The following is a 10,143-nucleotide window of genomic DNA, read 5'->3' as shown; positions in this document are numbered from 1 at the left end:
GTGCGGGGCGACGGCTCTGCTGGGTGCGGGCGCGCGGGCGCGCGACCGGTGTCGTCATCCCGCCGCCTCGGGCGCGCCCTGCACGCTGCCGTCGGCGAGCCGCAGCCAGCCGGTGCCGTTGGTGGGCACCATCCCGAGCGCGGTCGCGGCGGCTGCCAGCTGCGTGGGCGACGCCTTTGCGTCGAGCGCGGCGGTCAGCCCCATCGCGTCCTGGTTCAGCCGGCCCAGCTCGTTGGACAGGTCGTACTTGGCGTACGCGCTGGCCGCCATGGACGTGTTGAGGAGCAGCGCCGACAGGAGCGCACCCGCGAGCACGCCCATGCAGGCGAGGATGAACGGCACCCGGGTGCGGGCGTGCTCCGGGGCGCGGACGACGCGGAGCCGAGGCGCCGGAGCGGTGGCCGGGCGCGGGCGGGACGGTGCCGGGTAGGCAGATGCTCGGGCAGCGGACTGGGCGCTCATGCTGCCCTCCTTCCGGTCGGACGTGGCAACAGGTGGTCAGGGGTGGGACGGATGCGCTCGGCGGCGCGGAGCCGGACGGACTGCGACCGGGGGTTGTGCGCCAGCTCGGCCTCGTCGGCCTCCTCGGCACCGCGGGTCACCAGACGCAGGAACGGTGCGTGCGTCTCCGGCTCGACGGGGAGGTCCGGCGGTGCGCTGGACGTCGCCCCGACCGCGAGCGCCCGCTTGACCGCCCGGTCCTCGAGCGAGTGGTACGACTCGACGACGATCCGGCCGCCCACGGCGAGCGCCTCGATGGACCGGGGCAGTGCGCGCTCCAGCACCTCGATCTCCCCGTTCACCTCGATGCGCAGGGCCTGGAACGTGCGCTTGGCCGGGTTGCCGCCCGTCTTGCGGGTGGCGGCAGGGATGTTGGCACGCACGATGCTCACCAGCTCGCCGGTGCGCTCCAGGGGACGCCGGGCGCGCTGCGCGACGATCGCCCGGGCGATGCGCGGGGCGAACCGCTCCTCGCCGTAGACCCGCAGGATCCGCGCGAGCTCGCGCTCGTCGTAGGTGTTGAGCACGTCCGCCGCCGTCTGCCCCGTCGTGGCGTCCATCCGCATGTCGAGCGGCGCGTCCGCGGAGTAGGAGAAGCCGCGCTCGCGCTCGTCCAGCTGCAGGGACGACACGCCGAGGTCCATGAGCACGCCCTGCACGGAAGGGATGCCGAGGCTGTCCAGGACGTCGTCGATCTCGTCGTACACGGCGTGCACGCCCGTGAACCGGTCGCCGAACTGTGCGAGCCGCCGGCCCGCGAGCTCCAGCGCCTGGGTGTCGCGGTCGATGCCGACCACCCGCACGTGCGGGAACGCCTCCAAGACGCCCGCGGTGTGCCCACCCATGCCCAGGGTCGAGTCGACCATGACCGGGCCGTCGACCTCGAACGCCGGGGCGAGCAGGTCGAGGCAGCGCTGCAGCAGCACCGGGGTGTGGCGGGAGGCTGCGTCGTCAGGCGTGTGCTCGGTCATCGCTGCTCCCCTCCCCAGGTGGCACGAAGTGTGTGGTCGGGCGGCCCCTCCGCCGTCCGACCAGATCCCCCACCGACCCTCTGCCACCGGGGAAGTGCGGCAGAGATTCGGGAGGAGGTCTCACCGGGCGGCCCGTGGGCCAGTGCGTCTAGAAGGGACCGTTCGGGAAGACCTCTTCCGCGGTGTCGGCGTACCCGGCCTCCTGCTCGGCCAGGTACGTCTCCCATGCGGCGAGGTCCCAGATCTCGACCCGGGTGCCGGTGCCGATGACGGCGACGTCGCGCTCCAGCCCCGCGTACTTGCGGAGCATGGGCGGGATGGAGATGCGGCCCTGCTTGTCCGGGAGCTCGTCGCTGGCGCCGGACAGGAAGACGCGCAGGTAGTCGCGGGCCTGGCGGCTGGTCACCGGGGCCTGGCGCAGCTGGTCGTGCATGCGCTGGAACTCCTGCATGGGCAGCAGGAAGAGGCAGCGCTCCTGGCCGCGCGTCATGACCAGACCCGGAGCGAGCTGGCTGCGGAACTTGGCCGGAAGGATGAGGCGGCCCTTCTCGTCGAGGCGCGGCGTGTACGTCCCGAGAAAGGGCGCGAAGGAGCCGAAGACGCCGGCGGACGACTCATGCGTCACCACGCCTCCTCCCGGTCTCCTGCTGCCTGTCCCGATGCGACATTCCCCGCCTCACCACGTGCCTCCACGGTACTCCACTTCACTCCACCTGCCACCGGAGATCCGCATGATTCACCCGATCGAGACGGTAAAAGTGCAGGTCAGCGGCGTGGAGCGAAGTGGAGGGCAATCTGCGCCAGCGACCGCCGCGGGGCGTGTCGGAGGCGACGCGCGGACCTCGATTCCGGAGGGATCGGGCGAATCGCCCGGCGCGTCGCGGCCCCCACGGCTGGACCGGGTGGGTGGTGGAGCGAAGTGGGGAGGCGATGGGCGATGAACTGAGCGCGCACGACCTTTAGGCTCTGAGCCAGATCCGCCAAAGGAGGCGCCATGCTGCAGGCAGTCCCGTCGACGAGCGAGCTCGAGGACGTCGTCGACACCACGCGACGGATGCGTGCCGCGGTGGAGGGCGTGGTCACCGGCCGCCCCGAGCTGGTGCGCGTGACCGTCGCCGTGCTGCTCGCGGAGGGGCACCTGCTCCTCGAGGACGTGCCCGGGGTCGGCAAGACGACGCTGGCCAAGGCGCTGGCCAAGACGATCGACTGCACGGTGGGCCGGATCCAGTTCACCCCGGACCTGCTGCCGTCCGACCTCACGGGCGTGAACATCTTCCGGTCGCAGACCCACGAGTTCGAGTTCCGCCCCGGCCCCGTCTTCGCTCACGTCGTCATCGGCGACGAGATCAACCGCGCCTCGCCCAAGACGCAGTCGGCCCTCCTGGAGTGCATGCAGGAGGCGCAGGCGACCGTCGACGGCCGCACCTATCCCCTGCCCCGACCGTTCCTGGTGGTCGCCACCCAGAACCCCGTCGAGATGGAGGGCACCTACCCTCTGCCCGAGGCGCAGCGCGACCGGTTCATGGCCCGGCTGACCGTGGGCTACCCCAGCATCGAGTCCGAGCTCGACATGCTCGACCTGCAGGAGACGTCCGACCCGCTGGACACCCTCCGCCCGGTGACGGACGCCGCCCAGGTCAAGGCGCTCATCGAGACCGCGCGCCGGCTGTTCGCGGCGCCGGGCATCAAGCGGTACGTGGTCGACCTCGTCACCGCCACCCGGGAGGACCAGGGCCTGCGCCTCGGCGCCTCGCCTCGGGCCGCCATCCAGCTGCTGCGGGCCGCGAAGGCGCTCGCCGCCATGGACGGCCGTGACCACGTCCTGCCCGACGATGTCCAGCAGCTCGGCGTCCCGGTCCTCGCGCACCGCCTGCTGCCCAGCACGGAGTCGCGCCTCTCGGGCCGCAGCACGTCCGACATCGTCTCCGACATCCTCGAGCGGGTGCCGCTCCCCTCGGCCGCGGGCACCGCGCGCTCGCGACGCGCCATCGGCTGATGCGCCTCCGCCCGACACCCCGCGGCTGGGCGCTCGCCGGCGCCGGCCTGGTCGCGCTGCAGCTCGGCGTGGTGCTGGGCGCCGTGGACCTCGTCCGCATCGGCACGCTCGCGCTCCTGCTGGTGGTGGGTGCGGCCGTCGGCGTCGGGGTGCTCGATCCCGGCCGGGGCAAGCACCGGCTCACCGTGCAGAGGCGGACCAGCCCGAACCCGGTGCACGCCGGCGACGAGGCGCAGATCGAGGTCGTCATCGCCGCGACCGACCCGGCCGCCCGGGTCCGGCTCGCCGGGCTGAAGTTCGCGGAGCAGGCCGCCACCGAGCTGTCCGGCGGCCGCCCGCTGCGCGCGCGTGTGTCCCGTGCGCCACGCCGTGTGACCGTCAACTACGCGGTGCAGGCCGCGCGCCGGGGTCGCTGGCCCCTCGGCCCGCTCGTCGTCACCCGAAGCGACCCGTTCGGCGTCGTGCGCACCTCCGCCACGCTGGGCGAGCAGGCGGAGGTGTCGGTGTGGCCGGCCGTCGTCGCGCTGCCGACGCCCAGCGACGTGCTGGTGGGCGAGCCCGATCGCGTGGCCCTCGGCGCGCGGAGCCCCTCGACCGACGACGCCTCCCTGCGCGACTACCGGGAGGGCGACGACCTGCGGCGGGTGCACTGGAGCAGCAGCGCGCGCAAGGGCGCCCTGATGGTCCGCTCCGACGAGCGCGCGGGGATGCGGCCCGTCTCGGTGCTCCTGGACCTGCCCGCCCGGGCGACGAGCCTGGAGTGGTCCATCTCGGTCGCCGCCTCCATGGCGCTCGCGATGCTCGATGCCGGCCACCCCGTCCGGCTCGTCAGCGGCCTGCGCGACAACGCGAGCCCGCACCCGCTCGGGTTCGCGCACGACCGGTCCGGCCCCGGCGCGCGCAGCGCGGTGCTGGACCGGACCATCGACCTCGAGTCGCCCCGGACCTCCGCGCAGGGCGAGGCCGAGCTCGTCTCCGCCGCCCACCTGCTGCACACCAGCGAGGCCGGCGGCGAGATCGTGCTCGCCGTCCTCGGACCGCTCGGCCCGTCGGCCCGCGCGGCGCTCGCGCACGTCGCCGACACCGCGCAGGCCTGGGCGGTCGTCCGCGCGGACACCCCGGCGCACGAGGTGGAGGCCGAGCACACCATCAAGGCGCTGCGCCGGGCCGGGTGGCGGGCCTGCCGCGTCAGCCCCGGAGAGCCCGTCGTGGACTGCTGGCTGCGCCTCCTGGGGTCGGCCCAGTGACCGGCCGGCCGCAGCGCATCCCCCGTGGCCCGCGGTCGGCGCTGGGCTCTGCCCTGGTCGCCGCCGCCACCTGCGCCAGCCTGTTCGCGCTCACCGGGCTCATCGTGCGGGGCGGCTGGCTCGTGGCGACGTGGCTGATCGTCCTCGTCGTCGCGGCCGTGGTCATCGGCGTCCGCGCGGTCACCCGCTCCTGGTGGGCACCCACCCTCGCCGGCACCCTCGTGGCGGTCGGGACCATCCTGGTCCGGTACGGGACGCCCCCCGGACGCCTCCAGGTGCTCCCCGACACCGGCTCGTTCGAGCGGGTCCTGGCCACCGCCCGTGAGGGCGTCGCGGTCATCAACGCCTCGCTGGTGCCCATGGCGGGCGTCCGACCGGCCGAGCTCCTCGTGGTGCTCGGTGCGGTGAGCGTCTTCCTCCTGGCCGACCTCGTGGCGATCGGTCTCGGTGCCCCCGCGCTGTCCGGGGTCGCGTTCGCCGGCCTGTGGGTGCCGGCGATCATCCTCGGCTTCCCGGCCAGCGGCTGGGCGATCGGCTGGACCGCCCTGTTCTACCTGCTCCTGCTGGCCCTGAGCGCCGCCCCTGCGACGGCACACAGCGACCGGGGCCGCAGGACGGCCGTCGCCGTCGCGTGCTCCGTCTCCCTGATCGTCGCCACCCTCGTGGCCGGCCCCGCCGTCGCGGCCTTCCCCGGCTGGGCCACCATGAGCCTGCCCAGCTTCGGCACGGGTCCCGTCGGACCGATGTCGCTCAGCGACGACCTGGACCTGCGCGAGAGCCTGGGCAGCCGGTCCGCCCAGGTCGTCCTGCGCTACACCGTCGCTCCCGTCGCCACGGAGCCCGCGGCAGAGCCGGAGCCGTCCCCGAGCGCGACCGGCCCGGCCAACGTCACCGCCAACGACATCGGTCCGCTGCGCGCGTTCACCCTGTCCACCTTCGACGGCCGGTCCTGGGACCGGTCGGACTCGCTCGAGCTCACCGGGTGGGACCCCGCCACCCTGCTCTCCTCCGACCCGGCCGTCCGCGGCACGACGCCGGACGCGACCCGTGGCACCCTGGCCGACGTGCAGCTCGAGGTGGCCAACCTGCGCGAGCGGCGCCTCCCCGTGAGCACCTTCCCCCGGACCGTCGCGGTGGGCGGCTCCTGGGAGTACGACCCGTCCCGCGACGAGGTGGTGGGCCGCCGGGGGACGTTCAACGGCATGACCTACACCATGCAGGTCGAGATCCCGTCGCTGACCAGGGACGACCTGGCCGACGCCCAGGTGGGCGACCCCGGCGACGACGGCGCCTCGCTCGAGGTCCCGCAGACGACCCACAGCGAGGACGTCGGCGCGCTCGCCCGCGAGCTCACGCAGGACGCCGGCACGCCGTACGAGCAGGCGATGGCGCTGCAGACGTACTTCCGGGCGACGACCAACTTCACCTACGACACGCGCGTGGCCCCCTCCCGGTCCGACGACGCCGTCTGGGACTTCCTGCAGTCGACGCGCGGGTACTGCGTCCAGTTCGCGACCTCGATGGCGATGATGGCCCGCACGCTCGACATCCCGGCGCGCGTGGGGGTCGGCTTCCTGCCCGGCGAGTCCGACCGCAACGGTGGCTACCTGGTCTCCGGGCAGAAGTCGCACGCCTGGCCCGAGCTGTTCTTCGAGGACTTCGGGTGGGTCAGGTTCGAGCCGACGCCGGCCGTCCAGTCGAACGCTCCTCCGCGGTGGGCCGACCCCTTCGCCGGCGTCTCCGCGCCCGCCAGCCAGCCCGACGACCTCGTCCCGCTGCCCGGCCCGGGCGCCACGGCGTCCACGGCGCCGGGCGCACAGTCGTCCGGCGGCGGGGCCGAGGACGAGAGCCAGGCGTGGATCCCGGTGGCGATCACCGTGGCGATCGTGCTGGCCGTCGCCTCCCTGGGGCTGACGTTCTTCCGCCGGCGCGCGCGCTTCCTGGCCGACCTGACGCCCGAGCGGGCCTGGCTGCGCGCCCGGCGCCGCCTCGGGGCGCGGGGGGTCACCTGGACCGACGCCGAGACGCCCCGCACCGTGGTCGCGTCGGTGCAGGAGCAGCTGCGGACGGTCGCGGGAGCGTCCCTGACGGGATCACCGGCCGAGGCGCTGGAGTCGCTGGCCCGATCGGTCGAGCGCGAGCGCTACGCGCGCGAGCAGCCCGAGGTGGATCCCGCGGTGCTCGCCGGGTGGGTGGACGAGCTGATGGGCGGCGTGGAGAGCCTGCTCAGCGACCGCCCTCGCCGCGACGCCGTTCCCAGCGCTCCTCGAGACGGGACATGAGGCTGCTCTTGCGAGCGGGACGCGTGGCGGGCTTGATCTTGCCGTCGCTCTGCACCACGCCGCGCGGCCCCGGACGGTGGCCCGCGCGCTGAGGTGCCGCGAACGCGTAGGCGACCGCGGCGAACATCACGACGAAACCGATGACGCCGAGCCACGGAAGGCTGTTCGCGGCTCCGAGCACGAGCATCAGCAGACCGACGGACGCACCGACTCCCGCGATGACGTATCGGCTGAGCGGGCGGTGCCCGCGCTGGGTCAGCGTGTTCGCGAGTCGAGGATCGTCAGAGGTCAACTGCCGTTCCATCTGCTCGAGCACGCGCTGCTCGTACTCCGAGAGAGGCATCCTGACCCCCGTTGTCAGCTGTGTGGACCTGTCTTCCGGCTCAGGATAGATCCGCCGGAACGAAGGTGGTAGTCGAGCCGGAGGATACTCCCCCAGCCTGAGGGACCCCGGCCTGGATCGAGGCCCGACCGTACCGCTCCCGCACCTGATCCATGGCACGCTCGGCGTCCCTGCGGGCGCGGACGGGCTCGTCCGCCGCCTCCTCGAGGGTCGGCTGGCGGATGGTCGCGGCCGCCGGCGACAGCCCGTCGGCGCGCACCCCGACCAGCCGGACGGGCAGGCCCCCGAGATCTACGCCGGCGAGCAGCTCCCGGGCGGCCAGGTACAGCTCGCGGCCGACGTCCGTCGGCGTCATCAGCGTCCGGGACCGCGTCAGGGTGCGGAAGTCCGACGTGCGGATCTTCACCGTGATCGTGCGTGTGACCAGGCCGTTCCTGCGCAGCCGGGCCGCGCACCTGTCCGCCAGCTCCCGGGCCTTCTCCTGCACCACGACCAGGTCCGGGACGTCGGTGCGGAACGTCTCCTCGGCCCCGATCGACTTCTCCTCCCGGCCCGGGCGCACCGGCCGGGGGTCCCGTCCCCACGACAGGTCGAACAGGTGGGCTCCCGCGACCCTGCCGACCGCGTGCTGGACGGTGGCGACGTCGCTGTCGGCCAGCTCCGCCACGGTTCGGATCCCCCACCGCGCCAGCGCGGCCTCCGTCTTTTCACCCACCCCCCACAGGGCTCCGACGGGCAGCACGCGCAGGAAGTCGATCGTCGCCGCCCTGGGGACGAGCAGCACGCCGTCGGGTTTCGCGTGCCCGGACGCCAGCTTGGCGACGAACTTAGTGGACCCGATGCCGACCGAGCACGTGATGCCGAACTGCTCCCGGACGCGCCGGCGGATCAGCTGGGCGATGACCGTGGGCGGCCCGAGCCGGCGACGCGCCCCGGCCACGTCGAGGAACGCCTCGTCCACGCTGACCTGCTCGACCAGTGCCGTGATGTCCCCGAGCAGCTGCATGACCCCCGTGGAGACCTCGTGGTACGCGTGGTGGTCCGGCGGCACGACGACGGCCTGCGGGCACTGACGCAGCGCCACCGCCATCGGCATGGCCGAGTGGACGCCGAACGCCCGTGCCTCGTAGGTGGCCGCCAGCACGACGCCGCGGGTGGCCCCACCGACGATGACCGGCAGCCCGCGCAGCTGGGGCCGCCGCGCCAGCTCCACCGACGCGAAGAACGCGTCCATGTCCACGTGCAGGATCGAGCAGCCGACCTCCTCCTGACCCCAGCTCCTCGTCGCCGCCGAGGACCGGGGTCCGCGGCTCATGGCTCCGCCGGGACGTCGGGAGCGTCCGAGACCGTCATGACGCCCGCTGGACGCGCATGCTGAACGTCCGGCCCGCCACCGCCCCGGTCCCACCGCGGACGAGCTCACGTGCGGCGTCGACGAAGTCCTCCGCCGCGCACACCGCCTCCTCGGCCCGCTCCGGGCCGACGAGCTCGAACCGCCCGGCGTCCACGGCCGAACGCAGCGCTGCCGCCTCCGCGAAGTACGTCGACCACGAGCCCAGCTCCGGTGCGACCACCGCGAGCATGCTCCAGACCGTGCGCGGCGCCCGGCGTCCCGAGGGAGTCCCCCGGGCCGCGACCACCGCGGCACCCGCGCGCAGGGCGGCGAGGTGCGCGTGGGACAGCTGCTCCCAGGGCTCGGAGGAGAACTGGGCCGCGAGCAGCTCGGCGTCCGCCCGGCGCAGGAGCTCCAGGACGCGCGCCGGGACCGGTGCGTCCTGCGCGGGTCGGCCGGTGCCGTGCTGCTCGAGCTGCTGGTCCATCCCGCCGTCCCCTTCCACGCGTCGTCTCGATCCATTGTCGAACACATGTTCGAAGCCGTCAAGTGCGCCGGACCCGTAGCGTGGGTGCCATGGCCGCCCGCGACCGCTCCGCCCGACGCAGCCCAGCCTCGCACCGAGCACCCACACGGCCTGCCGCCCGATCGCCGTGGCCCACCGGTCCCGTGGCCATCCCCACGGGGACGGTCGAGCTCACCCGGGACCCGGACGACCCCGACGGCGTCACCGTGCTGGTCAACGGCGTGCCCAGCTCCCACCTGGACCTGGTGGACCCGACGCGGCTGGTGTTCGAGTACATGCAGCAGATGGCGGCGGTCATCGAGCGCGTCGGGGACGTCGGCGGGCCGCTGGACGTCGTCCACCTCGGCGCCGCGGGCTGCGCCCTGGCCCGGGCCGTCGACGCGCTGCGGCCGGGGTCCCACCAGCTCGCCGTGGAGCTCGACACGGCACTGCCCGAGCTGGTCCGCGGCTGGTTCGACCTGCCCCGCGCCCCGGCGCTGCGGATCCGCGCGGGCGACGCGCGCGAGCAGCTCACCTCGCTGGCCGACTCCGCCGCCGACGTCGTCGTGCGTGACGTCTTCGCCGGTGACCTCACCCCCGACCACGTCCGCACACGGGAGATGGTGGCGCAGGTGGTGCGGGTGCTGCGCCCGGGTGGCGTGTACCTGGTCAACTGCGCGGACCGGCCTCCCCTGGCCGGCGCACGCGCGGAGGGTGCGACGCTGCGCGAGGCCTTCACCGACGTCGCCGTGATCGCCGAGCCGGGGCTGCTGCGCGGACGGGGGTACGGCAACGTGGTGCTCGTCGCGACGGACGACCCCGACCTGCTGGGCTCCCCCTCGCTGGCCCGCGCCGTCCGGAGCCTGCCGGCGCCCGCACGGCTTCTGCAGGGCCCCGAGGCAGCCGCTTTCGTGGGGAGCGCGCTGCCGCTCGCCGACCCGCCGGCATGACGAAGGGCCGCACCC

The 10,143-nt window shown here is 74.1% G+C and carries 10 protein-coding genes; 4 read left to right on the top strand and 6 right to left on the bottom strand.

Annotated elements, in window-relative coordinates:
* Window positions 1-54: 54 nt before the first annotated feature.
* The 3 genes from RYN42_RS10350 to mraZ form a co-directional block, all read right to left on the bottom strand.
* Window positions 55-462 carry a hypothetical protein gene (locus tag RYN42_RS10350; protein WP_315095804.1) on the bottom strand — a complete coding sequence of 136 codons (408 nt, stop codon included), beginning with the start codon at window positions 460-462 and terminating at the stop codon, window positions 55-57.
* Window positions 459-1,472: a 16S rRNA (cytosine(1402)-N(4))-methyltransferase RsmH gene (gene rsmH, locus RYN42_RS10345; protein WP_315095802.1), complete on the bottom strand. Its 1,014-nt coding sequence runs from the start codon at window positions 1,470-1,472 to the stop codon at window positions 459-461. Before rsmH ends, RYN42_RS10350 begins: the two co-directional genes overlap by 4 nt.
* A 148-nt stretch (window positions 1,473-1,620) precedes the next feature.
* Window positions 1,621-2,097, bottom strand: a complete 477-nt coding sequence (mraZ, locus tag RYN42_RS10340; protein ID WP_315095800.1) for a division/cell wall cluster transcriptional repressor MraZ — start codon at window positions 2,095-2,097, stop codon at window positions 1,621-1,623.
* Window positions 2,098-2,466: 369 nt separating this feature from the next.
* Between mraZ and RYN42_RS10335 the strand changes: the two genes are divergently transcribed.
* The 3 genes from RYN42_RS10335 to RYN42_RS10325 are packed head-to-tail and all read left to right on the top strand — an operon-like array spanning window position 2,467 to window position 6,997.
* Window positions 2,467-3,468, top strand: a complete 1,002-nt coding sequence (locus RYN42_RS10335; protein ID WP_315095798.1) for an AAA family ATPase — start codon at window positions 2,467-2,469, stop codon at window positions 3,466-3,468.
* On the top strand, window positions 3,468-4,715 hold the full coding sequence (locus RYN42_RS10330; protein WP_315095796.1) for a DUF58 domain-containing protein: 1,248 nt from the start codon (window positions 3,468-3,470) through the stop codon (window positions 4,713-4,715). The genes RYN42_RS10335 and RYN42_RS10330 overlap by 1 nt, the downstream gene beginning before the upstream one ends.
* On the top strand, window positions 4,712-6,997 hold the full coding sequence (locus tag RYN42_RS10325; protein ID WP_315095795.1) for a DUF3488 and transglutaminase-like domain-containing protein: 2,286 nt from the start codon (window positions 4,712-4,714) through the stop codon (window positions 6,995-6,997). The genes RYN42_RS10330 and RYN42_RS10325 overlap by 4 nt, the downstream gene beginning before the upstream one ends.
* Here RYN42_RS10325 and RYN42_RS10320 read toward each other — a convergent pair.
* Genes RYN42_RS10320 through RYN42_RS10310 form a run of 3 tightly spaced genes read right to left on the bottom strand, consistent with a single transcriptional unit; the run spans window position 6,942 to window position 9,160 of the window.
* Complete coding sequence (locus tag RYN42_RS10320; protein ID WP_315095793.1) at window positions 6,942-7,340, bottom strand: DUF3040 domain-containing protein; 399 nt, start codon at window positions 7,338-7,340, stop codon at window positions 6,942-6,944. The genes RYN42_RS10325 and RYN42_RS10320 overlap by 56 nt on opposite strands.
* Window positions 7,341-7,380: 40 nt before the next feature.
* Complete coding sequence (gene dinB / locus RYN42_RS10315) at window positions 7,381-8,655, bottom strand: DNA polymerase IV (protein ID WP_315095791.1); 1,275 nt, start codon at window positions 8,653-8,655, stop codon at window positions 7,381-7,383.
* Between the two features lie 34 nt (window positions 8,656-8,689).
* A complete protein-coding gene (locus tag RYN42_RS10310) occupies window positions 8,690-9,160 on the bottom strand; it encodes an SAV_6107 family HEPN domain-containing protein (protein ID WP_315095789.1) in 471 nt (156 codons plus the stop codon).
* A gap of 182 nt (window positions 9,161-9,342) precedes the next feature.
* Here RYN42_RS10310 and RYN42_RS10305 point away from each other — a divergent pair, with 182 nt between their 5' ends.
* Window positions 9,343-10,128 carry a fused MFS/spermidine synthase gene (locus RYN42_RS10305; RefSeq protein WP_315095787.1) on the top strand — a complete coding sequence of 262 codons (786 nt, stop codon included), beginning with the start codon at window positions 9,343-9,345 and terminating at the stop codon, window positions 10,126-10,128.
* Window positions 10,129-10,143: the final 15 nt, after the last annotated feature.

The organism is uncultured Cellulomonas sp., assembly GCF_963527515.1.
Lineage (GTDB): Bacteria > Actinomycetota > Actinomycetes > Actinomycetales > Cellulomonadaceae > Cellulomonas.
Note: the sequence above shows the minus strand (reverse complement) of the source record. Positions and strands in the feature narration are given on the sequence as shown.